The organism is Nocardia acidivorans NBRC 108247 (genome assembly GCF_001625085.1).
Classification (GTDB): Bacteria; Actinomycetota; Actinomycetes; order Mycobacteriales; family Mycobacteriaceae; genus Nocardia; species Nocardia acidivorans.
Genome location: NZ_BDAW01000035.1, coordinates 26,399 through 48,415, shown reverse-complemented (window position 1 = coordinate 48,415; position 22,017 = coordinate 26,399). Strand labels below are relative to the sequence as shown.

Below are 22,017 nucleotides of genomic sequence, written 5' to 3'. Positions count from 1 at the left end.
CGGCGATGTGCATGTCATGGCGCCGGCGAATGTCGAGAGGGGCATGCGCGTTGGCGGGAAGCCGGTGTCGGGGGGTGGGGTTAGGGTCGCGGGATGAATGCGCGGGTCGAGGTTGGACGGTTGGTCGAGGAGCCGGTGGAAGGGGGTGGAGTGGCGCGGCGGGCGTTCGGGGAATTCTTCGGTGAGCGGGCGGAGATGGCTTCCTACGCGATCGGATGGACTACCGGGGCCGATCCGCATGTCGGACGGGTGACCGTGGGGATCGGCGCGGGGCATCCCGAGGGTGGGACCTTTCACGCGGTGGTGTTCGATCGGGCGGATTCCTATGCGTATTCGCTGGTGGATGAGCGTTTCGCGGAGGTGCCGCAGGGTGGGCCGCATTTGACGGCGGAGCAGGCGCGGGCGCATGAGGATCTGCCGTTCGTATGGTGGGTGGTGGATCAGCTCATGCAGCGGGATCCGCGGGCGTGGTGGATGCGGCATTGGCTGGTGGGGACCAAATGCATTGCGACGGTTGAGGTTTTCGAGCAGCGGGAACCGGTACTGCTGGTCACCCATGACGAGGACGAATGGTGGCAGTTGATCGGGTCCACCGCCGCGGGATCCGAGGGCCGGATCGGGCATCTGGCGCACGCCATCGAGGACGATCCGACCCTGATGGATGTGCTGAATCTCGAATCCGGATGGCAGAGCACGCGTTCCGGGGCCGGTGAATCGTGGACGCGGCATGAGCCGCAGGACTGACACCGGCGTGGCTTAAGCTGCACGAATGGCGGAGGGCGAGCGGGCTGCGGGGGCGTTGGGGACGGCGCCCTGGGGGTCGCGGCTGCTCGGACCCGCCGACGAGGGCGCGATATCGCGCCGGGTTCGGGTGCAGGTGCTGCTCACCGTGCCGCTGATCGCGGCGAATCTGGTCGGGATCGCGGTGGCGATGGTGCTGATCGGGGTGGTGCTGCCCGGACCTTCGGTTTTCACGCGGCGGCTGGTGCTGCTCAATTTCGTGGTGACGCCGCTGTACGCGATCTTCGCCATGATCGTCGGAATGACCTGGGGGACGGTCTGGGGGGTGCGGACGCTGCGCTGGGCCAATGATCCCGATCATGTGCCCGATGCGAAGGAGCGCCGGGCCACGGCCTCGGTGCCGCGGCGACTGGTCGTTCAACAGGCCCTGCTGTGGACGGGCGGGATCGCGATCCTGACCCCGCTCTACGGGTTGGCGGACCCGGTATTCGTGCCCAAGTTCGTCCTCGGCATCGCCTTCAGCGCGATCGTGGTGTGCGCCAACAGCTATCTGGCCGCCCAGTTCGCGCTGCGCGTGGTGACCGCGCGGGTGCTGGACGCCGCCCCTTCGCGAAAGGCGCGCGGGCTCGGCGTGTTCGGGCGTTCGGCGCTGGTGTGGATGCTCGGTTCGGGCACCCCGGTCGCCCTGCTCATGGTGGTGGGCGTACTCGCCCTGAGCGGGATGGATATCAGCACCGAGCGCCTCGCGGTCTGCGTACTCTCCCTGGGCGGGGCCACGCTGGTCTTCGGCGGCGTGCTCATGACCCAGACCCTCGCCGCCACCGTCGCGCCGATTCGAGGGGTGCGCAATGCGCTCCGGCGGGTCGAGGGCGGCGATCTGGACGTCGCCGTCACCGTCTACGACGGCACCGAATTGGGTGAATTGCAAAGCGGTTTCAACCGCATGGTGCAGGGTCTGCGCGAACGCGAACAGATCCGCGACCTGTTCGGCCGCCATGTCGGCCACGATGTCGCGGCCGCCGCTCTGGAACGCAATCAGGAACTCGGCGGCGAGGAATGCTTCGCCGCGGCGATCTTCGTCGACATCATCGGCTCCACCACCATGGCCGCGAGCCGCCCGGCTCACGAGATCGTCACCATCCTGAACGATTTCTTCGCCATTGTCGTGGACGAGGTCGAGCGCTACGGCGGCCTGGTCAACAAATTCGAGGGCGATGCCGCGCTGGCGGTCTTCGGCACCCCCGCTCCGCTGGTCGATCCGGCGGGCTCGGCCTTGGCCGCGACGCGCGCCATCCGCGCCCGATTGTCCAGCGCCACCACCGAATTCGACGCCGGTATCGGCGTCGCCGCGGGTCGCGTGGTCGCCGGAAACGTCGGCGCGCACCGCCGCTACGAATTCACGGTGATCGGCGATGCGGTCAATGAGGCCGCCCGCCTCTGCGAACTCGCCAAAGCCGAGGAGAATCGCGTCCTGACCTCCGCGAGCACCGTCGAAGCCGCCGACCGCGCCGAGCAGAAGTATTGGGACACGGGCGAATCGGTGATCCTGCGCGGTCGCCTCAAGCCGACCTACCTGGCCCGCCCGCGCAGATAACGCTGCTGCGGCACGCTGGTGGTGAGTGCGGCCGCGAATTCGAAGGCGGCGCGGGCGGATTCGTGATCCCCGATCATCTCCAGCAGATGCGCCCGCACCGCGTACAGCCGATGGTCCCGCGCCAGCCGGCCATCGGCCTCCAGCTTGCCGAGCAGCTCCAGCCCTTCGCGCGGTCCCCGCGACATGGCCACCGCCACCGCATGATTGAGCGCCACCACCGGATTGTCCGCCAGCGCCAGCAATCGCTCGTACAGCAGGACGATCTGCGCCCAATCGGTGGACTCGTTATCGGGCGCCTCGTCGTGCAGCGCGGCGATCGCCGCCTGCAACTGATACGGCCCCACCGGTCCGCGCGGCAGCGCGGCGGTGATCAACTCGACCCCTTCGGCGATCAGGTCGGCATTCCACAGCGCGCGATCCTGTTCGGCCATCGGAATCAGGCTCTGATCGGGCGCGGTCCGAGCGAGTCGGCGAGCATCGGTGAGCAGCATCAACGCGAGCAGCCCCGCTACCTCCGACTCCCCCGGCCGCAATCGAAACACCATGCGCGTCAACCGAATCGCCTCGGACGAGAGCTCCACCCGATGCAGCCTCGGCCCACCGGTGGCCGCATAGCCCTCGGTGAAGATCAGGTACAGCACGTGCAGCACCGCCGCCACCCGATCCGCGCGTTCCCCGGGCGCGGGCGGTGCGAACGGCAGCCCGCTCTCCTTGATGGTGGTCTTGGCGCGCGAAATCCGCCGTGCCATAGCCGATTCCGAGACCAGGAATGCGCGCGCCACCTCCGCCGTGGTGAGTCCGCCCACCGCGCGCAGCGTCAAGGCGATCTGGGACTGCGGCGGCAGCGACGGATGGCAGCACAGAAACAACAGCACCAGGGTGTCATCGCCGTCGGCGGGCGCACGGTCCGCCGGTGGCGTCATCCAGTCCTGCGGCAGCACCCACCCGGCGACCGTATCCTCACGTTTGCGCCGAGCCTGTTCGGCCCGCAGCAGATCGGTGAGCCGCCGCGACGCGACGGTGATCAACCACGCCTGCGGATTGTCGGGCACACCCGCGTCGGGCCACTGTGTCGCCGCCGCCAACAGCGCCTCCTGCACCGCATCCTCGGCGGTGTCGAAATGCCCGTAGCGCCGCACCACCGCGGCCAGGACCTGCGGCGTCAACCGACGCAGCAGGACCTCGACCCGCTCGGACGGCTCAGAAGCCAAGTTCCTGCGCACCATCGCTGATGGGCCGGATATCGGCGTACGCGTTGGCGGACGCGTCCCCGGGGACCGGGCAATTCCCCAGCCGCCCGGCGATTTCGGTGGCGCGGTCGAAGCTCTCGCATTCGACCACCCAGTATCCCGCGAGCACCTCCTGGGTTTCGGCGTACGGCCCATCGGTCACGAATGCCTGCCCGGCCCTGTTGCCGACCCGGCGGGTGTGCACGGGCGCGGCCAGCCCGCGCGTCTCGACCAGCTCCCCCGAGGCGGCCAGCTCCTTGTTGAACGCCTCCATGAACTCGACCATGGCCGCGAAATCCTCCGCCGACCAGGCCGGTGTCCGCTCGGTTCCGCCCGCCATACCGTCGTAGTCCCGCTGCGAGGCATAGCTCAGAATCATGTACTTCATGACCACTCCTTGTCCGGGTCACACCGTTGTGCGACTCATGGGGAACGTCGAAGCCGATCTCCATTCTCGGACACGGCCCGCACGCGAGGTGACCGGCTCGAACTCCCCGGGAGATTCGGCCGGAATCGGCATACCATCAGCCCGTGCCCTCGATACCTCCGCTGCCCTCGTTCGGCGGAGCGCGAAGACGGTCGGTGAGACCGCTGCCGCGAATCCGGATTCCGACCGCGCGGGCGATCGTGGATTGCGCGGTCTATGTCGAGGGCAGGCGATTGCCGGGACACTTCACCCACACCGCGGCACTGGCCGAGGTGCGCGAGCGCGGAACCGGATTCGTGTGGGTGGGGTTGCATGAACCCGACGACATTCAAATGACCGATATCGCACAGACTTTCGGCCTGCACGCCCTCGCGGTGGAGGATGTGCTGGAGGGCTCGCACCGGCCCAAGGTGGAACGCTACGACGATACGCTCATGATGGTCATGCGTACCGTGGCCTATGTCGAGCATGAATTGCATACCGTCAGCGAAATAGTGCAGACCGGCGAGATGGTGATCTTCGCCGGTCCGGATTTCGTTGTGGCGGTACGCCACGGCGAACATTCGGGCCTGGCGGGCGTGCGCCACACCCTCGAGAATGATCCCGAGCGATTGCTGCTGGGCCCCGGCGCGGTGCTGCACGCCATCGCCGATTACGTGGTGGATTCCTATGTCGAGGTGACGCGGAAACTCGAGATCGAGGTCGATCTGGTCGAGGAGGAGATCTTCTCCCCGAGAAATCACCTCGCGGTCGAGCCGATCTATCAACTCAAACGCGAGATCGTGGAGTTGCGGCGCGCGGTCAGCCCGCTGGCCACCCCGCTGCGATTGCTCGGACGGCCGAACAACCTGCTGCCCAAGGAGGTTCGGCGTTATCTGCGCGATGTCGCCGACCACCACACCGCCGTCACCGAACGCATCAGGGATTTCGACGAGACGCTCACCGCCCTGGTCAATGCCGCGGTCGCCAAGACCGCGGTGCAGCAGAACACCGATATGCGCAAGATCTCGGCGGCGGTCGCCATTGCCGCGGTGCCGACCATGATCGCCGGAATCTACGGTATGAACTTCGACCATATGCGGGAACTGCACCAGGAGTGGGGCTATCCCGCGGTGCTGACCCTCATGACCGTTCTCTGCGCGCTGCTGCTGGTGGTGTTCCGCCGCAATAAATGGCTGTAGTTCACGCACTTCCGGGTTCGACCCAGGTGTCGTCGATCGTCCAGCCCGAGGCCAGCAGATGCTCGCGCACCCGGGCGATATCGGATTCGGACGGCATATCGTCGGTCACCTTGGTGATCCCGACCCCGGCGTCGATCTTGTCCGCCGGAATCGTCCCCTGCCGGACGAGCGCGGCCGCGACCTGGCGCACATCTTCTTCCGGGAGCCGCTGCGCGAGCAGCGACAGCAGCGGGATGTAATCGTTCTCGGGGACGCCCTGCGGGTATCCCGCCCGCATCCAGGCCACGATCCGGGCGAGCAGTGCAGAGAGCGCCATTGGACTCCGGTTCCGGTGGAAAGTGCTATGCCTCGGACGGGTGCGCCGGCGGCCGATCGGGAGGCTACTCGATTCACATCGTCGTCCCCGGGCTGCTCACGCGCAAGCCGCCGAATGGCATGGCTTCACTTCTTGGGAGGTTTGGCCCCGGAAGAGCTGTTCACTCGAAGTTCAGAACGAGACAATCCCCCGCGCCCGGCCTGTGCCATACTCGCAAACATGTATGGCCAAGTTTCGAGCGGGCTCTCGGTCGAGGCGGCCGTGGTCGATGGCGATGTTCGGCTCAGCGCGGCGGGCCGGACGGTGGAGATTCCCGCGATCTGGTTGCGGGACAACGCACCCGACGCGGACAGTCGCGATGTGCTGAGCGGGCAGCGACTGTTCAATATCGTCGATCTGCCCGCCGATATCCGGGTGCGGGAGGCGACCGTGGTCGAGGATCGACTGCGGGTGCGGTTCACCCCGGGCGGGCATCGGACCTCCTTCGCGCTGGATGCGCTGCTGGGCGAGGCGAATCGGGTCGCGGATCTGGACCTGCGCAGTGAACGGGCCAAGCGGCTGTGGCGTGATTCGACCGCGGCCGCGGCCTTGGAACCGGTGAGGTGGCAGCTCTATCTGGAGCGGCCCGCGCCCGCGCTGCGACAGGTCGTGGAGTGGGGATTCGTCCTGCTGCAAGGGGTTCCGGCCGAGGCCGGACAGGTGACGAAGGTCGCCGAGACCTTCGGGTATGTGCGCGAGACGAATTACGGGCGGATCTTCGATGTGCGGGTGGAACCGAATCCGGTGAACCTGGCCTTCACGGGATTGGCGATCACACCCCATACCGATAATCCCTATCGGGAACCGGTACCCACCCTGCAATTGCTGCTCTGCCTGCACAATGCGGCCGAGGGCGGGGATTCCGGCATGGTGGACGGGTTCGCGGCCGCGGCCGAACTGCGCGAGACCGATCGCGCGGCCTTCGATGTGCTCACCACGACCCCGGTCACCTACCGGTATCACGGTGATGGCGCCCGGCTCGGCGCGGTGGTGCCGTTGATCGGACTCGATGCCGAACAGCGAATTCGGGAGATCCGGTTCAACAACCGGTCCATGGAGGTGCCCCTGGCCGATCCGGAGCGCGTGCGGGCCTTCTATGGCGCCTATCGCCGTTTCGCGGAGCTGCTGTACCAACCGGAGGCGCAGCTGAATTTCCGGCTCGACACCGGAGACTGCCTGATTTTCGACAACACCAGGGCACTGCACGCCCGCACGGCCTTCGCGGCGGCGGGCGGGCGGCATCTACAGGGCACCTACGCGGACTTGGACGGATTGAACAGCACGCTGCGGCGACTGGAGGAACAGGGACGATGACACACGCCTACGAGGCGCTGACCGAGCTGTTCGAGAGCGAGGGCGCGAAAGAGTATCTCGGCGAGGATGTTTCGATCGCCACCCATATGTTGCAGACCGCGCAGGTGGCGCGCGCCGCCGGGGCGTCCGCCGAGCTGATCGTGGCGGCGGTCGTTCATGACGTCGGGCATTTCTCGGGCGCGATGAGTGGACTCGAACTCATGCGCGGGCATGACAATCGGCACGATGCCATTGCCGCGGAATGGCTTTCGCAATGGTTCGATGCCGCGGTCACCGAGCCGGTGCGCCTGCATGTGGCGGCCAAGCGGTATCTGTGCGCCACCGATGCGGCCTATTACGACCGGCTCTCGGACGCCTCGAAGTACACCATGTCGGTGCAGGGCGGGGAGATGAGCGCCGCGGAGGTCGCGACGTTCGCGGCCGAGCCGCACTGCGAATCCGCCACGGCCCTGCGCAGATTCGACGATGCCGGAAAGGATCCGGAAGCACCGGTGCCCGCCCTGGCCGATTTCCGCGCCGAGATCGAGGCCCTGGATCGCACCCTCAGGTCGTCAGCAGCGATCTGACCCGGCTCACCGCCCCGGCCGCCACCGAATTGCGCACCACGAACGCCACCGCCGAGCCGACGTAGGTGTCGAAAGAGCATTCCAGCACCTCACCGGCCGGATCGGTGGTGCGCCGGATGGTGCGCAACAGCGGTGTGCCGGTGCGGATTCCGAGTAATCCGGCGGTGCGGGTGGGTGCGGCGATGGCATCGATGGAGTGTTCGGCGTCGGCGAAGACGATGCCGTAGTTCTCCAGGTGATCGGTGATCGATTCGGCGTCCAGATCCATCGCCAGGATCGGCTCGGCCAGGCGTTCGGGATAGTAGGTGTTCTCCAGCATGGTCGGGGTGCCGCTCAGCAGGCGGACCCGCTCCACGTGAAAAGCGTTCTCGCCCTTGGCCAGACCGAGCTTCTCCCGCACCTCCGGGGACGGGGTGACACTCGCGGTGCCGACGGTGCGGCTGCTCGGGGTCTCGCCGATACTGCGCGCCCAGCGGGCGAAGCTGACCAGTTCGGTCATCGGCTGTGCGCGGGGGCCGCGCAGCACCTGACGGCGCGCGCCCTGGCGCGAGGAGACCACGCCCGAGGCGCGCAGGAACGCGAACGCCTGCCGGATGGTGCCGCGCGAGACGCCGTAGCGCTCGCTCAGGCGGTGTTCCGAGGGTAGTGACGCGCCGTCGGCGAACTCACCGTTCTCGATCGCCGAGCGCAACTGCTCGGCGATCTCCCGATAGCGGGGAACCTTCGGATTATCAGTCGTCACACGGCAACTGTATTCAACGGGGATCCGCGGCCAGCAGCACCGGACGGTCCAGCAGGGAGACCTCGACGCGGGTTCCGGGTGTCAGGTCGGCGGCGCGGTGGCTGGCCACATCGGCGAGCAGCTCGAGTCCCTCGGGGCGGGTCAGGCGCAGGCGGGTGGTCGCGCCGAAGAAGGTCACGGCCACGACAGTGGCTGTGCCGTCCGGGGATTCGTGCACCAGGACCGCTTCGGGGCGGGCCAGGACGGTGACCTCGCCCTCGGCGGTGGCCTCGCCGTCGCAGGGCAGGATCTGCTCCCCCACGCGCACATGGGTGGCGTCGACGGCGGTGGCCGGAATGCGGTTCATGGTGCCGACGAATTCGGCTACGAAGGGGGTGGCCGGGCGCTGATATACCTGATCGGGGCTGGCGCACTGTTCCATTCGGCCGTTGCGCATGACCGCGACGCGATCGGCGATGGCCAGGGCCTCCTCCTGGTCGTGGGTGACGAATACGGTGGTGACGCCGAGTTCGCGCTGGATGCGGCGGATCTCCTCGCGCAATTGCTGGCGCACCTTGGCATCCAGGGCCGAGAGCGGCTCGTCCAGCAGCAGGACCCGGGGTGCGATGGCGAGGGCGCGGGCCAGGGCCACGCGTTGCTGCTGACCGCCGGAGAGTTGATGCGGGTATTTGGCGACGTGCTCGGCGAGGCCGACCATATCCAGCAGTTCGCGGGCGCGCTCGCGCCGGCGCTTGGCGGGGCGACCGCGCAGGCCGAGGCCGAAGGCCACATTGTCCTGGGCGGACATGGTCGGGAAAAGGCTGTAGGACTGAAAGACCATGCCCATATCGCGCTTGTTCGCGGGGATCGAGGAGGCATCGCGGCCGCCGACCAGAACCTCCCCCGAGGTGGGGTGGTCGAATCCGGCGAGAATGCGCAGGGCCGTGGTCTTTCCGCAGCCCGAGGGGCCGAGCAGGGCGATGAATTCACCCGGATCGATATCGAGGGTGAGACCGTCCAGGGCTTTGACATTGCCGTAGTGCCGGTGCACGTCGACGAAACCGACTGCGGTACTGCTGATTTCGGGGACTACCTGGGCGGTCATCGGGAGGCCTTTCGGGATCGACCGGCGATCGAGACAACAATGAGCAGGATGAGCCAGGTCAGCACCAGGCTCAGGATCGACAGTGCGACCTGGAGTTGGCCGTCGGTATTGGCGGACTGGGCCAGCCAGACGGGGAAGGTGCGGAAGATGAGGATCTTCGCGATCGTGTACTCCCCCATGACGAGTGCGAAGGTCAGGAAAGCCGCGTTCAGGATGGAGGTGCGCAGGGCTGGCAGGACCACGCGCCACAGCACCGTGAACCAGCCCGCGCCGAGGTTCTGGGCGGCCTCGACGAGCACGTCGATACGGGAGCCGCGGATTCCGGCGTCCAGGGCGCGGAAGGTGAACGGCAGTGCGATCACCACGTAGACCAGGGCCAGGATCAGCGAGAGGGGTTGTTTCTGCAGCGCGGTGAAGACCTGGGTGATCTCGACGTAATCACTGTTGTTGCCCCAGGAGAGCACGCTACGGACGCCGACGACCAGGGCGACGGGCGGAATCACCAGCGGCAGCAGGGAAAGCAGTTCGACCACCGGGCGCGCGGACTGTAATCGCAGGTGCACCAGCAGCATGGTCGGCACCATGAGGACCAGGGTGATCGCCACCGCGACGAGTCCGAGGGCCAGTGAGGTGCCCAGTGCGTCGGAAAGCCCCGCGGTGGAGAGGATTCGGGTGTAGGCGCGCAAGCTCACGCCGTTCTTGTCGTGGATGGTGAACCAGAAGGCCACCGCGAACGGGCCGATGAAGTAGAGCGCGGCCAGGCCGAGCACGATCCAGCGCCAGTACGCCCGCGGGCGGGTGTACGTGCGACCGGAGCGCGGATGCTGTTGTCCCGCGGCGTCACCCAGCAGCACCGCGGGATCGGTCACCGTAGCCATCGAGAGGTCCTGTTCTGCATGTACTGGTAGAGCAGGGTGAGCGGCACGACGACCACGATCATGTTCAGGGCCAGGGCCGCGCCCAGGTTCTCCTGTCCGACAAGGACATTGCCCGAGACCGCGCTCTCGATCTGGAGCGGGGTAATGGCGAGGGTGCCGTTGGTGAGTGCGTCGGCGGTGGCGAAGGAGGAGAACGAGGTGCAGAACAGCAGCGCCACACTGCCCAGGAAATGCGGGAGTAGGGCGGGACCGGCGACATAGCGCCAGTACTGCCAGCCGTGTGCGCCGAGGCTCTCGGCGGCTTCGCGCCATTCCGGGCGCAGGCCCTCCAGGGCCGGGGTGATGACCAGAACCATCAGCGGGACAAGGAAATACAGGTAGACGAACTGCACGCCCGCCTGCGAGTACAGGTCCAGGTGCAGGTCGTCGCGCAGGGAGATGTTCAGATGATCCTGGAGCATTTTGGTCAGCACACCGGCATTGCCGATCGCGGCGACGAACAGGAAGGCCAGCGGCAGGCCGCCGAAGTTCGCCAGCACCGCCGCGCTTGTGGAGACCGCGCGCTGTAGGAGCTGTCCGCGTCCGCTCGTAATCGCCTGTGCCAGAACGATTCCCAGGACGGCGGCGATGATCGCGACCACCAGGGAGAGCACGACGCTGTTCTTCAGGCCGGTGAGGTACGCGCCTTTGAGCGCCGAGGCCACATTCGCGGTGCCGAACCAGGTGTTCCCGCTGTCACCGACCTGGAATGCCGAATACGCGATGACGCCGGTCGGCAGCAGGAAGAACACGCCCACGTACGCCAGAAACGGGACGAGCCCGAGCCATGTCAAGACTCGGGCCGAACGAACCGATGAACTCATTTGACAGTGTTCGCCCAGGTCTGGGTCATGATGTCCTTGGCCTTGGCGGCCTGATCGTCGGTCGGGTAGACCGCCTTGTCGCTGGCCGCGGGCAGCACCTTGGCCAGCGCGGGATCGACGGTGCCGCTCTTCTGCATGGCGGGCAGGCGGACCGGACGCGCGAAGCCCTTGAGCAGGCCGTTCTGGCCCTCATCGCTGTACAGGTATTCCTGCCACAGGCGGGCGGCGGCCGGATGCGGGGCAGTCTTGCTGACCGCCTGGGCGTAGTAGCCGCCGATGCTGGCGTCGGTGGAGACCGCGACGGTCCACTTCGCACCGGAGTTGGCGGTGGTCTGGGCGATACCGGCGTTGAGGTAGTCCCAGTCGATGATGATCGGGGTCTCACCGGACTGCACGGTGGCGGCGGTAGCCTTCACCGGCACGAAATTGCCTGCGGCCTTGAGCTTTCCGAAGAAGTCGATACCCGGCTGGATATTGTCGGCCGAGCCGCCGGTGGCGAGCGAGGCGGTCCAGACCGCCATGAGCGCGGAATTGCTCTTGAGCGGGTCACCGCTGAGCGCGACCTGACCCTTGTACCGCGGCTCGAGCAGATCGGCGATGGTGGTCGGGCAGACCTGCACCTTGGCGGCATCGCAGCCGATGGACATGTACCCGCCGTAATCGGCGAACCACGTTCCGTCCGAAGCCTTCTGGGAGTCCGGGATATCACCCCAGCCGGTCACCTTATAGGGCGCGTACAACCCCTCCTTCGCGCCGGAGATGGCGAATGAGGTCCCGACGTCGACGGCATCCGGCGCCCGATCCTGCCCCTTCAGCGATTTGATCGCATTGATCTCATCGGCACTGCTCGCTCCCGGATTATCGTCATTGACCTTGATCCCGTACTTGGCGGCGAAGTTGTCCATCAATTCGCCATACCCCGCCCAATCCCGCGGCAGCGCCATGAGATTGAGCGTCCCCTCCTTCTTGGCGGCCGCGATCAACGCGTCCATCCCACCCAGATCGGCGGCCGAGGTAGCGGTCGCGGCACTGCTTGCCGCCGTCTCCGACTTCTTGGTGCAGGCCCCCACGCTCAGGACCAACGCCCCCGCCACGAGACAGATTCCAACATTGCGAACAGTTGCGATGCGCACGAGCGACTCCCGGTCCAGCGTTCGATCAATCCGGGAATCGATCACGATCCCGGCAACAGGTACTTACCTTCGGCCCGAAAGTTGTATAGCCAAGATATCCGAAACATACGGAAGGTGAACAGAAAATGTGATCCCCGGTCCACTTTCCGTTCACCCCATCTTGCGCTCGGACCGCTACGCCCCGCAGCCGTTTCCCCGACCCGCCCCCACGGCCGGGAGTCAGTGCTCTACAGCGGCTTCGATTTCGGCAGCCAGGTGGGGGTGGGCGGATTCCATCCTTTGGACGTAGGTGACTGCGTCGGAGACGGTTCGGAGGCTGGCGAGGTCTTCGTCGGGAATCTTCACCGAGTACTTGTCTTCCAGTTGGACTGCTATTTCGACCAGGGAGAGGGAGTCGATTTCGAGGTCTTCGGTGAAGGATTTCTCGGGGGTCACGGCGGTGGCTTCTATACCGGTTACCTCTTCGATGATGTCGGCTATGCCCGCGATGATTTGCTGCTGGGTGGTCATGGGATGCGCTCTCCTGGTGTGGGATCCGCCCCCGGGTGGGGCGGCTGTGTCAGTACGCTAGGGGTTCCAGTTGGGTGGAGGTTCAAGGCGTTGTGAGGGATGACACACGGGTGAGCGAGTTGGTGGGGATTGGGGAGTTGGGGCGGCGGAGCGGGGTTTCGGTGCGGACGATTCGGTTTTACTGCGATGAAGGGATTGTGGAGGCGGCGCGGAGTGCGGGTGGGCATCGGATGTTCGAGGGGGATGCGGCTGTCGAGCGGTTGATGTTGGTGCGGCGGCTGCGGGCATTGGGGCTGGGGTTGGGGGCCATCGGTGAAGTGCTGCGGGGTGAGAGGTCGCTCGAGGAGGCCATTGCGATCGAACGTGCGCGGCTGGATGGGGAATTCAGGGAGTTGGCCTGGCGGCGGGCTTCGGTGCGGGCCGTTCAGGTGGCCGCGCCCGGCGAGCGGGGGGCGCGGCTCGCGTTGCTTGCCGCGGCGCAGGATGGTGGTGCCGTGTATGAGGGGCTGGTGCGGTTTTGGCGGCAGGTGCTCGCACCCGTCGGGCGACGGGAGGTCGATGGGTGGGTCGGGTGGAATGTTCCCGAGCCGCCCGGTGATCCATCGGCGGACGAGGTGGTGGCCTACGCCGAGTTGGCCGCCTTGGTTGAGGATCCCGAGATGAACGGTGTTGTGCGACAACAACTCCTGCGGAGTCGGCCGGAGTCGATCCGTGATGTGGGCGCACTCTATGTCGAGGTGGGTGATGTCATGACCGAGGTGGTGCCGCTCGTTTCGGCGGGCGTGCGGCCGCGCGGGGGTGGTGAGCTCGATCGGTTCGTCGATGCTCATGCGCGAGCGCGCGGGGAAACCGATTCACCGGGATTCCGGGAGCGGATGCTGGTCGATGCGACCGATACCGATCACCGGATCCACCGGTATTGGGCCCTCACCCAGCGATTCCTCGGAACACGAATCACCGTGGGGCGAGCCCATGATTGGGTGTACAGCGCTTTGGCGCGGGACGCCTACGGGACGTAGAAGGTGGCGGACGGCGCGTAGTCGCGCAGGGTGATGGTGTCGGCCTTCTGGAGCGATTTGGACATCAGGCCGCGCATGGGTTTGGAGGTCATCATGCGGACCGAGAAGTTGCGCATCCGGATGGCCGCGCGACTGCCGGGCAGGAAGCCGTTGACACCGCCCGGGGGCAACTTCTGGCATTCGGTGACGTACGGCCGCAATTCGTCCTGGTAGCGGGCGAACGCGGCCCGATGGTCGTCGCGGAAGCGCGCCAGCTCGCCCGCGAGGACATATGCGCCCACCATGGCCATGGCGGTCCCATTGCCCGAGAGCGGCGACCCGCAGTATCCGGCGTCACCGATGAGCGCGACCCGCCCCTGTGACCACGACTCCATCCGCGTCTGACTGATGGTGTCGAAGAAGAAGTCCGGAGCCTGATCCATCACCTCGAGCAATCGCGGTACATGCCAACCGAGTTCGCCGAACTTCTCGAGCAGAATGCGCTGCTGCCCGGCCCGATCGTGCCGGTCGTACATCAGATCCGTTGCCTTGAAACCGAACATGGCCTTGGCGCTGCTCGGCCCCTCGGGACGAATGGCCGCGAGCAGCCCGCCGGGGGCGTTGTACATCAGGAACCAGTCGTCCAGCTCGAGTCCCCGCACCGGAATCGTGAAGTAGGACAGGTAACCCCCGAGATTGTGCACGAACTCGGTCTCGGGACCGAAGGCCAGCCGCCGCACCGTGGAATGCAGCCCATCCGCGCCGACCACCACATCGAAGACACGAGATGCGTTGCGGGAGAACTCGACCACCACCCCGTCCGGCCTCTCGCGCAGCGCGGTGATCGTATCGTCGAACAGATACTCGACACCGGAACGCGCTGCGGCATAGAGGATATCGGTCAGATCGCCGCGCAGGATCTCGATCTCGGCGACCGCGCCCTCACCGTCGAAGAGTTCGGCGGCCATACTCGCCGACCATTTCCCGTCGGCATCGACATACGCCAGGCCCTTCTCGTGCACGCGAGCCTGCTCGATCTGCGGCAGAATCCCCATCCGCTCGGCCACTTCCTTGGCCACCCCGCGCAGGTCCACGGCCTGCCCGCCGGGTCGCGGCGCGGGAGCCCGCTCGACAACGGTGACCTCGAATCCATAGCGGCGCAACCAATACGCGAGGGTGAGTCCGGCAATACTGCCGCCGGAGATCAGAACGGTGCGGGTGGTGTTCACGGGTTCTCCTGAAAGAGGTTTCGAGTACTGATTAGAAAGCGGGAATCATCAACTGCCGCAGAATCGGTGGCCAACCCTGCTGATAAGCCAGACGGCGCACCGCCGTGGCGAGAGCGCTGCCCGCTCCCCTGCCGCCGATGAGCAGCCGATCCGAATCGGCATGCAATTCGGCGGCATGATCGGCCGCCCATTCCAGGGTGCGAACGGCATCGGCTTCGATCGCCCACCGCTGCTCGGGCCGCAGGTCATAGCGCACCGCGAAGACGATGAAATCGCCTGTCGCGGAGAGGTTCCGGCAGAGCTCCTCGAAATCGGCGGTCCCACTGATATTTCCGATATCGAAGAGCATGAGCAGTGGTCGCGGTGGCCCGGTCGGACCGGGCCAGTAGATACGGGCCCGGCGACCGACCACCGCGGCCCGCAATCGCAGTTCGGCTACCCGGCCGCGAGCTGGAGTGGAAGTCACCACCGAAGATTCGCATCGGTCACGCACCACACGGAAGGTCCGAATACGCATGACTGTCTTGCGTCGACCGCATGACCATTCGAGCCCCCGGTGGGCAATACTCGTGATCATGACTGTCGATACCGGCGAGAACACGGCCGGAAGCCCGACTGCCCTGCCCAAGGCGCCCGATGCGATCGAACTGCGCCATCTGCGCGCCTTCGTGACCGTGGCGGAGGAGCTCAATTTCGGGCGGGCGGCCACCCGACTGTACGTCTCACAACCCGCGCTCAGCAGACAGATTAGCGGATTGGAACGACTCGTCGGCTGCGATCTGTTGCGCCGCACCACCCATCGCGTCGAACTCACCCTCGCCGGTGAGGCACTCCTGGATCGCGCCCGGCGAATTCTCGGCGACGTCGACGAGGCGGTCTCGGCGACCCGCGCGGTCGGCGGGGAACTGCTCGCGCGAATCGCCAAGTACTGGAAGCCGCTGGATGATCCGGACCCCGAATTGCAGGTACTGCGCGACGCCTACGAGGATCTGCACGCGCGATTCCCCCCACCGCCCGAGGTGCGGATCCGCCCGATCAATGCGGGCGGTGTGTCCAGCCTGCTGCTGACCCCGGAGCAGCCGATCGACGCGACCGTACTGTTTCTGCATGGCGGCGGCTATATCTCGGGCTCCGCCTTCGGCTATCGCGCCCTCGTCGGCGCGCTGGCCACGGCCGCGCACACCACCGCCCTCCTCCCGGACTACCGCCTCGCCCCCGAACATCCCTTCCCGGCGGCGGTCGAGGACGCGCTCAGCGCCTACCGGTGGCTGCTGGACACCGGCACCGATCCCGGGCGCATCATCCTGGTCGGCGATTCGGTCGGCGCGCATCTGACCATGTCGACACTGATTCGCCTGAAAGAGCAGGAACTTCCGCTGCCCGCGGCGGTCGTATCCCTGTGTCCCGGAATCGATCTGCACTGCTCATCGCATACCGGCCACGAGCAGAAGGCCCACGGTGAACGCATAGTCGAGCCCGGCAAGGTGACGGCCGAACAGATCCAGCGCCGCATCATCGGCGACTACCTGGCCGGACATCCCGACGACGACCCCGTGGTCGCCCCGTTGCGCGCTGATCTCTCCGGTCTCCCACCGCTACTGGTCCAGGTCGGCACCGGTGACACCCATCTCACCGACGCGCACCAACTCGTCGATCACGCCCGCGCGCACGGCGTCGATGTGCGCCTCGAGCTGTATCCGGTGGCCACGCACAATTTCCACCTCTTCCGGTCGTTCCTGCCCGAGGCGGCCGACGCGCTCGAACATGCGGGCCGCTTCATCCGAGAGCAGGTGACAGACGGCGGAGCCCGCGCCGGGGTCCGCACGACCGCATAGCCCGCGACCACCACGATCATGTACTGCCCGTTTTGCCCGATTAGGGTAAGGGTGTGAAGAGTGTCGTAGCGCAGTTATCAAGTCTCGAAGCAACTCAGCTCGATCCGATCGCCATCGGCAGGACCGACGGTCCGGGCGGCAGACGAATCCTCACGGACGGCTGAGCTGAATGGTCGCGCATGAAACCGCACTGTCCCTGATCCAATTGGGCGCGGTGCTATTCGGATTGGGATTGCTCGGGCGACTGGCCGCACGCATCGGAATGTCGCCCATACCGCTGTATCTGATCGGCGGCCTGGTGTTCGGCACCGGCGGGCTGATCGAGTTGCAACATGTGGATCAGTTCATCGAACTGGCCAGCGAGATCGGCGTGGTGCTACTCCTGCTGCTCCTCGGATTGGAGTACACCGCAAGCGAATTGGTGACCGGCCTGCGCAGCTCCTGGGCCGCGGGCGTGGTGGATCTGGTGCTCAATACGCTCCCCGGGATCGCCGTCGCATTGATCCTCGGCTGGGGCGCGACCGGAGCGGTCGCCATGGCCGGGGTCACCTATATCTCCTCCTCCGGAATCATCGCCAAGGTGCTCAATGACCTTGGGCGACTGGGCAATCGGGAAACCCCGACCATCCTGTCGATTCTGGTGTTCGAGGATCTGGTGATGGCCGGATACCTGCCGGTGCTGACCGCCATCCTGGCCGGAGCCGGATTCGCCGCCGGACTCATGACCGTCGGCATCGCCCTGGCCGCGGTCACCGTGGTGCTCGTGGTGGCACTGCGCTTCGGCAAGTACGTCTCCAAGATCGTCGACAGCGACGACCGCGAAATCTTCCTGCTCAAACTCCTGGGCTCGGCCCTGCTCGTGGCCGGAGTGGCTTCGGCCCTTCAGGTTTCGGCCGCGGTCGGCGCGTTCCTGCTCGGTATCGCCATCTCCGATTCCACCGCGCACAATGCCGCCAAACTCCTGGAACCCCTGCGCGATCTGTTCGCCGCGCTGTTCTTCGTGCTGTTCGGACTCAGCACCGATCCGTCCAGCATTCCGCCGGTCCTCGGCTGGGCGGTGATTCTGGCCCTGCTCACCGCCGGAACCAAGATCGCGACCGGATGGTGGGCCGCCGGACGCGCCGGGGCTTCGCGCTACGGCCGCGCCCGCGCCGGATCGGCATTGGTCGCGCGCGGCGAATTCTCCATTGTCATAGCGGGTCTCGCGGTCACCGCGGGTGCCGTGCCCGCGGAATTCGCGGCCCTGGCGACCACCTACGTGCTGATCATGGCCGTACTCGGACCGGTGGCGGCCCGCCTGATCGAACCGGCCCTACGCTGGGCGGACCGGCGCGTCACGCCGAGCGCGGTCGCGTAGCGCCGTCCGCAGGCCGCGCCGGACCGTGGACGGAGCGGCCTCGGGGTCCCCCGCGAACTTGCGTTCGGAGGCGGTCTCCGGGGCATCGTCCGCGGTCGCGGTCAGGAAGCTGTCCGGCAGCGCCAGCTTGTTGATGGTGCGCAGCGTCAACAGGTACTGCCTGGGCAGCGGACCGGTGGTGTACGGCAGATCGTATTTGTCGCAGAGTTCCCTTACCCGCCTGGCGATTTCGGGATAGCGATTGCTGGGCAGGTCCGGGAACAGGTGATGTTCGATCTGGTGGGACAGATGCCCGCTCAGGAAGCCCAGCACCGGTCCCGCGTCGAAATTGGCGCTACCCAGCATCTGTCGCAGATACCATTCGGCCTTGGTCTCGTCCTCGACCGCCGCGGGCGTGAACTTCTCCGCGCCGTCGGGGAAGTGACCGCAGAAGATCACCACGTAGGCCCAGAGATTGCGCAGCGCATTGGCCGCGGCGTCGGCCGCCAGGGTGCGCCGCCAGCGCCTGCCGCTCAGCGCCGGGAACAGCACATAGTCCTTACCCGCCTGACGGATGATCTTGCCGACCAGCAGCCGCGTCTGCGCCTTGCGCTCGGCCGGGGTGGCGGCGCGATCCTGTTCGGAATACAGCCCGTGCAGGGCGATTCCCCATTCGAAAGTCGCTGCGAGCAAAAGGTTTTGCACCGGCTGCAACAGCAGCCGCGGTCGCCACTGCTGATCGCGGGACATCCGGATCACACCGAAGCCGATATCGTCGTCGACGCCGATCACATTGGTGTACACGTGATGCCGGAAGTTGTGCGAGTACCGCCACTGCGCCGAGACCCCTGCCATATCCCATTCCCAAGTGCTGGAATGGATTTCGGGATCGTTCATCCAATCCCATTGGCCGTGGCAGACATTGTGGCCGATCTCCATGTTCTCGATGCTCTTGGCCGTGGCCAGTGCGGCGGTGCCCAGCAGCCAGCCGAGCCTGCCTCTGCCGAAGGCGATGAGCACGCGCGCCGAGGCGTCCAGGGCCCGTTGGAACGCGATCGTCCGGCGGATGTAGTTCGCGTCCCGGGTGCCGCGCCGTTCCTCGATCTCGAGGCGCAGGGCGTCGAGCTCCCGTCCGAGCGCCTCGATATCCGCCGCGCTCAAATGCGCGTAAACAGCGACCTGTGTGATTGCCATACGTCACGTCCTCGATGTCATGAGCGCCTGCCACATGCACCCATGAACTGGCGATAGTTCCAGGCTAGCTCCGCCCATGGCGTCTGTCTACAACGTAGACATATCGCGTAGGTGGACGCTGCCCGGCCAACCGGGGACGATCAGTGCGCCGGACCGGCCAGATGCGCGACGAGTCCGGTCAGCAGAATGTCCAGACCGCGCTCGAGTTCGGCCGCGCCGTCATAGGCGGCCAGCACCGGCGCCAACTCGCGCACCAGCGGAAACTCCTCCAGCGGAAGGCGATACAGTCCGAGCCGGAGCACATCGTCGGTCTCCTCGGGCCGCTCCACGACCTCCTGCAGCTCATTGAGAATGTGCCCGTAGAGAAAGCCGAACAGCGCGCGATACACGTGCAGCGCGTCCGCACCGGAAAAACCCGCGCGCGTGAGCAATTCGAGAACGGCCTCCAGCGGGCGCACCACGGCGGGCGGCCGCAGCCCCAGCGGTGTGGTCAGCGGCCGGGTCACCAGCAATGGCACCACCCGGGGATCCAGCGCGAGCTTGCGGAAATCGCATGCCACCGTGCGCAATTGGGCGATCCAATCCGGATCGGAGGTATCCACCGACAGCTGCGCGAAGACGATCTCAGCACCGTGGTCGCGGGCGGTCGGCGGTGCGCACCGCGACCACTCGATTCCCAGGAAGTATTGCCCCGCAATAGAACTGCGCCTCCTACCTAGCCCTGCCCTGCATCAGCCGCGAGACGATAACAAACGAAACTGTGAATCGTTCCCAGGAATGCGTGCTATTCGGGGGGCAGGGCCGGGCGGGTTCAGGCGCTACGTGCCAATTCCACCGGCCCGAGGGCTCGTTCGCGCAGTGTGGTCAATGTCCGCGACAGCATGCGCGAAACCTGCATCTGCGAGACGCCCAGACGCTCGCCGATCTGCGACTGGGTTTGATTCTCGAAGAAGCGCCACACCAGCATTTGCCGTTCGCGCGCGGGCAATTCCCGCAACAGCGGGCCGACCGCGAGTGCGTTCTCCAGCAGTCGATAGGAGGGCTCCTCCGCGCCGAGTGTGGCGATCAGCGCCGAATCCGCGGAATCGTCCTCACCGCGCGCGATATCGAGTGAAGTGGTCTGATAGGCATTGCGCGCGATCAATGCCTGTGTGACATCACTCAATTCGACATCCAGCTCGGCGGCGATTTCGCGCGCCGTCGGCATCCGCCGCAGGCGCTGTTCCAGCACCTCGACCGCACCGGAAATGCGTTGCTGCAGCTCCTTGGCACTGCGCGGGACGCGCACGGCCCAGGTGTTATCCCGGAAATGGCGTTTCACCTCGCCCATTACCGTCGGCACCGCGAATGAGAGAAAGGAACTCCCGCGCGTGACATCGAAGCGATCCACGGCCTGCACCAATCCCACCGAAGCCACTTGGTGCAGGTCGTCGAACTCCTCGCCACGACCCCCGAAACGACGCGCGATATGTTCGGCCAGCGGCAGGCAGAGTTCGATGATCTCCGCACGCAATGCCGATCGCCGCGGATCATCGGGGGCCAGCTCGGCCAGTTCGGTGAACCGCACCTCGATCTCATCGTAGGTATCGCCCGGACTGCTCGAAGTCCGCTTGCCATCAGTACTCGGGATCGCCTCGTTCATGAAGTTTCCTCACTTCTCTACGAATCCGACTATCCCCGAGTACCCATTTGACCGTTACCGAAACGTAATTTATTGAAATTATGCCCTGACCTGGTATTTCAGGGCACCACGCGAGGCAGCCGAACCGTGAAGGTCGCGCCCTCCCCCGGTGCGGTGTCGACCGTGACCCGGCCGCCGTGGGCGGCGACCAGCGCCTGCACGATGGACAGGCCCAGGCCGGTGCCGCCGCGGGCGCGGGTCCGCGAGGAGTCGGTGCGATAGAAGCGTTCGAAGACCCGCAGCGCGGCATCGGGGTCCAGGCCCGGGCCCGGGTCGATGACATCGATGCGCACCTCCGCACGAATCGATGCGCACCTCCGCACGAGAGGGTGTGAGCCGACCGTGATCGGAGTCGGCGCGGTGGTCGAGCCGTAGGTATTGGAAATGGTCAGAACGCGCCAGCGCGGCAGGGAGGCATCGGTGGAGCTGACCGATTGCGGGCCGTCACCGACCTGTTCGGAGAGATCGGGCGTCGAACGGTCGCTGCCGGCCAGGAACTCCGAATAGACCGTTCCGTCAGGGCCTTTGCGCAATTCGTAGAAGCGGCGCGGCTGTTCGGTCAGTTTCGGCGGCTGTGGCGGGTGCGGTGCGTCGGTGGCACCCAGACGGTGCGGCCGTCCTCGGTGGTCACCTGTTTCATGGCGCGCGGCTGCGCCCAACCGTGCGCGGCGTCGAGCAGTTGTTCATCGGTGCTCCCTCACCGCCATGTGTCGATATTCCCGGTGGCAGCCTCGGTCCGGCCGTACGCACGCTGGGTGTTTCCTGTGAATCGCCGGATAGCGCAGCGGGGCAGCGCCGTCCGGCCGGTGTCACCGGAGACCGAAAGTTGGCACGATTGGTCATCGATTGCCCATTCACCTGCTCGAGCGCCGCAACTACAGTGATCGACGGTCCACAAGCTGTGCGGTTACTGCCCTGTAGAACATGCGATCAGAGGTGGCGAAAAACAACGGTGACAGTGACGAATACACAGCATTTGCTCAGTGAGGTGCTCTCCAGATATGGCACCGTCGAGGCGTTCTGCTCCCGTCTCCGCGACAGTATTGACCAGACCACCGAATTACCCCGAACCGCACCCGAACACGAGTCGGGTGGACGGCACCGCCGCTACGATCCCGCGTGATCCG

General features: G+C 66.2%; 21 protein-coding genes and 2 pseudogenes. 8 read left to right on the top strand and 15 right to left on the bottom strand.

Annotated elements, in window-relative coordinates; all coding sequences use genetic code 11:
• Window positions 1-93 precede the first annotated feature (93 nt).
• On the top strand, window positions 94-744 hold the full coding sequence (locus NA10_RS20090; RefSeq protein ID WP_067570224.1) for a hypothetical protein: 651 nt from the start codon (window positions 94-96) through the stop codon (window positions 742-744).
• Window positions 745-769: 25 nt separating this feature from the next.
• Window positions 770-2,335: an adenylate/guanylate cyclase domain-containing protein gene (locus NA10_RS20085; RefSeq protein ID WP_067570222.1), complete on the top strand. Its 1,566-nt coding sequence runs from the start codon at window positions 770-772 to the stop codon at window positions 2,333-2,335.
• Here NA10_RS20085 and NA10_RS20080 read toward each other — a convergent pair.
• Window positions 2,311-3,546 (bottom strand): RNA polymerase sigma factor, encoded by a 1,236-nt coding sequence (locus NA10_RS20080; protein ID WP_245677610.1) that lies wholly within the window; start codon window positions 3,544-3,546, stop codon window positions 2,311-2,313. The genes NA10_RS20085 and NA10_RS20080 overlap by 25 nt on opposite strands.
• Complete coding sequence (locus tag NA10_RS20075; protein WP_067570218.1) at window positions 3,536-3,952, bottom strand: YciI family protein; 417 nt, start codon at window positions 3,950-3,952, stop codon at window positions 3,536-3,538. Before NA10_RS20075 ends, NA10_RS20080 begins: the two co-directional genes overlap by 11 nt.
• A 143-nt stretch (window positions 3,953-4,095) precedes the next feature.
• Between NA10_RS20075 and NA10_RS20070 the strand changes: the two genes are divergently transcribed.
• Entirely contained in the window at window positions 4,096-5,172 is a 1,077-nt protein-coding gene (locus tag NA10_RS20070) for a magnesium and cobalt transport protein CorA (protein ID WP_067570216.1), read from the top strand.
• Window position 5,173: 1 nt separating this feature from the next.
• Here NA10_RS20070 and NA10_RS20065 read toward each other — a convergent pair whose 3' ends face one another.
• Complete coding sequence (locus tag NA10_RS20065) at window positions 5,174-5,488, bottom strand: DUF3349 domain-containing protein (protein WP_067570214.1); 315 nt, start codon at window positions 5,486-5,488, stop codon at window positions 5,174-5,176.
• Window positions 5,489-5,707: 219 nt separating this feature from the next.
• On the opposite strand from NA10_RS20065, the gene tmpA reads away from it, so the two are divergent.
• Both tmpA and NA10_RS38240 read left to right on the top strand, forming a co-directional pair.
• Window positions 5,708-6,841: a 2-trimethylaminoethylphosphonate dioxygenase gene (gene tmpA / locus NA10_RS35780; RefSeq protein WP_218021559.1), complete on the top strand. Its 1,134-nt coding sequence runs from the start codon at window positions 5,708-5,710 to the stop codon at window positions 6,839-6,841.
• A complete protein-coding gene (locus tag NA10_RS38240; protein ID WP_067570212.1) occupies window positions 6,838-7,407 on the top strand; it encodes an HD domain-containing protein in 570 nt (189 codons plus the stop codon). Before tmpA ends, NA10_RS38240 begins: the two co-directional genes overlap by 4 nt.
• Here NA10_RS38240 and NA10_RS20050 read toward each other — a convergent pair.
• The 6 genes from NA10_RS20050 to acpM form a co-directional block, all read right to left on the bottom strand.
• Window positions 7,385-8,149 carry a GntR family transcriptional regulator gene (locus NA10_RS20050; RefSeq protein WP_067570210.1) on the bottom strand — a complete coding sequence of 255 codons (765 nt, stop codon included), beginning with the start codon at window positions 8,147-8,149 and terminating at the stop codon, window positions 7,385-7,387. The genes NA10_RS38240 and NA10_RS20050 overlap by 23 nt on opposite strands.
• 13 nt (window positions 8,150-8,162) lie before the next feature.
• On the bottom strand, window positions 8,163-9,233 hold the full coding sequence (locus tag NA10_RS20045) for an ABC transporter ATP-binding protein (RefSeq protein WP_067570208.1): 1,071 nt from the start codon (window positions 9,231-9,233) through the stop codon (window positions 8,163-8,165).
• Window positions 9,230-10,111 (bottom strand): ABC transporter permease, encoded by an 882-nt coding sequence (locus tag NA10_RS20040; protein WP_084515024.1) that lies wholly within the window; start codon window positions 10,109-10,111, stop codon window positions 9,230-9,232. The genes NA10_RS20045 and NA10_RS20040 overlap by 4 nt, the downstream gene beginning before the upstream one ends.
• Entirely contained in the window at window positions 10,099-10,974 is an 876-nt protein-coding gene (locus NA10_RS20035; protein WP_067570206.1) for an ABC transporter permease, read from the bottom strand. Before NA10_RS20035 ends, NA10_RS20040 begins: the two co-directional genes overlap by 13 nt.
• Complete coding sequence (locus NA10_RS20030; protein ID WP_218021558.1) at window positions 10,971-12,068, bottom strand: ABC transporter substrate-binding protein; 1,098 nt, start codon at window positions 12,066-12,068, stop codon at window positions 10,971-10,973. Before NA10_RS20030 ends, NA10_RS20035 begins: the two co-directional genes overlap by 4 nt.
• 258 nt (window positions 12,069-12,326) lie before the next feature.
• On the bottom strand, window positions 12,327-12,617 hold the full coding sequence (gene acpM / locus NA10_RS20025; RefSeq protein WP_067570204.1) for a meromycolate extension acyl carrier protein AcpM: 291 nt from the start codon (window positions 12,615-12,617) through the stop codon (window positions 12,327-12,329).
• A gap of 35 nt (window positions 12,618-12,652) precedes the next feature.
• Here acpM and NA10_RS20020 point away from each other — a divergent pair, with 35 nt between their 5' ends.
• Window positions 12,653-13,636: a MerR family transcriptional regulator gene (locus NA10_RS20020; RefSeq protein ID WP_307188404.1), complete on the top strand. Its 984-nt coding sequence runs from the start codon at window positions 12,653-12,655 to the stop codon at window positions 13,634-13,636.
• Here the strand turns inward: NA10_RS20020 and NA10_RS20015 are convergent.
• Both NA10_RS20015 and NA10_RS20010 read right to left on the bottom strand, forming a co-directional pair.
• On the bottom strand, window positions 13,624-14,844 hold the full coding sequence (locus tag NA10_RS20015; RefSeq protein ID WP_067570202.1) for an FAD-dependent monooxygenase: 1,221 nt from the start codon (window positions 14,842-14,844) through the stop codon (window positions 13,624-13,626). The genes NA10_RS20020 and NA10_RS20015 overlap by 13 nt on opposite strands.
• Before the next feature lie 31 nt (window positions 14,845-14,875).
• Window positions 14,876-15,310 carry an alpha/beta hydrolase gene (locus NA10_RS20010; RefSeq protein ID WP_169812616.1) on the bottom strand — a complete coding sequence of 145 codons (435 nt, stop codon included), beginning with the start codon at window positions 15,308-15,310 and terminating at the stop codon, window positions 14,876-14,878.
• Window positions 15,311-15,419: 109 nt separating this feature from the next.
• Here NA10_RS20010 and NA10_RS39185 point away from each other — a divergent pair, with 109 nt between their 5' ends.
• Window positions 15,420-16,679, top strand: a complete 1,260-nt coding sequence (locus NA10_RS39185) for an alpha/beta hydrolase fold domain-containing protein (RefSeq protein ID WP_067570303.1) — start codon at window positions 15,420-15,422, stop codon at window positions 16,677-16,679.
• A 169-nt stretch (window positions 16,680-16,848) separates the two neighbouring features.
• Window positions 16,849-18,036, top strand: coding sequence for a cation:proton antiporter (locus NA10_RS20000; protein WP_067570198.1), 1,188 nt, complete (start codon window positions 16,849-16,851; stop codon window positions 18,034-18,036).
• Here NA10_RS20000 and NA10_RS19995 read toward each other — a convergent pair.
• From NA10_RS19995 to NA10_RS35775, 4 genes and pseudogenes are all read right to left on the bottom strand, one after another.
• Window positions 17,992-19,209 (bottom strand): fatty acid desaturase family protein, encoded by a 1,218-nt coding sequence (locus tag NA10_RS19995; protein ID WP_067570197.1) that lies wholly within the window; start codon window positions 19,207-19,209, stop codon window positions 17,992-17,994. The genes NA10_RS20000 and NA10_RS19995 overlap by 45 nt on opposite strands.
• 140 nt (window positions 19,210-19,349) lie before the next feature.
• Window positions 19,350-19,847, bottom strand: a pseudogene (locus tag NA10_RS19990) (TetR/AcrR family transcriptional regulator C-terminal domain-containing protein); the annotation flags it as partial.
• Between the two features lie 173 nt (window positions 19,848-20,020).
• Window positions 20,021-20,851 carry an RNA polymerase sigma factor SigF gene (locus NA10_RS19985; RefSeq protein ID WP_067570195.1) on the bottom strand — a complete coding sequence of 277 codons (831 nt, stop codon included), beginning with the start codon at window positions 20,849-20,851 and terminating at the stop codon, window positions 20,021-20,023.
• Window positions 20,852-20,949: 98 nt separating this feature from the next.
• Window positions 20,950-21,186: pseudogene (locus NA10_RS35775) on the bottom strand (sensor histidine kinase); the annotation flags it as partial.
• Window positions 21,187-22,017: the final 831 nt, after the last annotated feature.

Excerpts from the sequence above, each read along its gene's own strand:
- NA10_RS20090 (WP_067570224.1), top strand. The coding sequence starts at position 94 with ATGAATGCGCGGGTCGAGGTTGGACGGTTGGTCGAGGAGCCGGTGGAA.
- NA10_RS20085 (WP_067570222.1), top strand. The coding sequence starts at position 770 with ATGGCGGAGGGCGAGCGGGCTGCGGGGGCGTTGGGGACGGCGCCCTGG.
- NA10_RS20075 (WP_067570218.1), bottom strand. The coding sequence starts at position 3,952 with ATGAAGTACATGATTCTGAGCTATGCCTCGCAGCGGGACTACGACGGT.
- NA10_RS20065 (WP_067570214.1), bottom strand. The coding sequence starts at position 5,488 with ATGGCGCTCTCTGCACTGCTCGCCCGGATCGTGGCCTGGATGCGGGCG.
- tmpA (WP_218021559.1), top strand. The coding sequence starts at position 5,708 with ATGTATGGCCAAGTTTCGAGCGGGCTCTCGGTCGAGGCGGCCGTGGTC.
- NA10_RS38240 (WP_067570212.1), top strand. The coding sequence starts at position 6,838 with ATGACACACGCCTACGAGGCGCTGACCGAGCTGTTCGAGAGCGAGGGC.
- NA10_RS20045 (WP_067570208.1), bottom strand. The coding sequence starts at position 9,233 with ATGACCGCCCAGGTAGTCCCCGAAATCAGCAGTACCGCAGTCGGTTTC.
- NA10_RS20040 (WP_084515024.1), bottom strand. The coding sequence starts at position 10,111 with ATGGCTACGGTGACCGATCCCGCGGTGCTGCTGGGTGACGCCGCGGGA.
- NA10_RS20035 (WP_067570206.1), bottom strand. The coding sequence starts at position 10,974 with ATGAGTTCATCGGTTCGTTCGGCCCGAGTCTTGACATGGCTCGGGCTC.
- acpM (WP_067570204.1), bottom strand. The coding sequence starts at position 12,617 with ATGACCACCCAGCAGCAAATCATCGCGGGCATAGCCGACATCATCGAA.
- NA10_RS39185 (WP_067570303.1), top strand. The coding sequence starts at position 15,420 with ATGACTGTCGATACCGGCGAGAACACGGCCGGAAGCCCGACTGCCCTG.
- NA10_RS20000 (WP_067570198.1), top strand. The coding sequence starts at position 16,849 with ATGGTCGCGCATGAAACCGCACTGTCCCTGATCCAATTGGGCGCGGTG.
- NA10_RS19995 (WP_067570197.1), bottom strand. The coding sequence starts at position 19,209 with ATGGCAATCACACAGGTCGCTGTTTACGCGCATTTGAGCGCGGCGGAT.
- NA10_RS19985 (WP_067570195.1), bottom strand. The coding sequence starts at position 20,851 with ATGAACGAGGCGATCCCGAGTACTGATGGCAAGCGGACTTCGAGCAGT.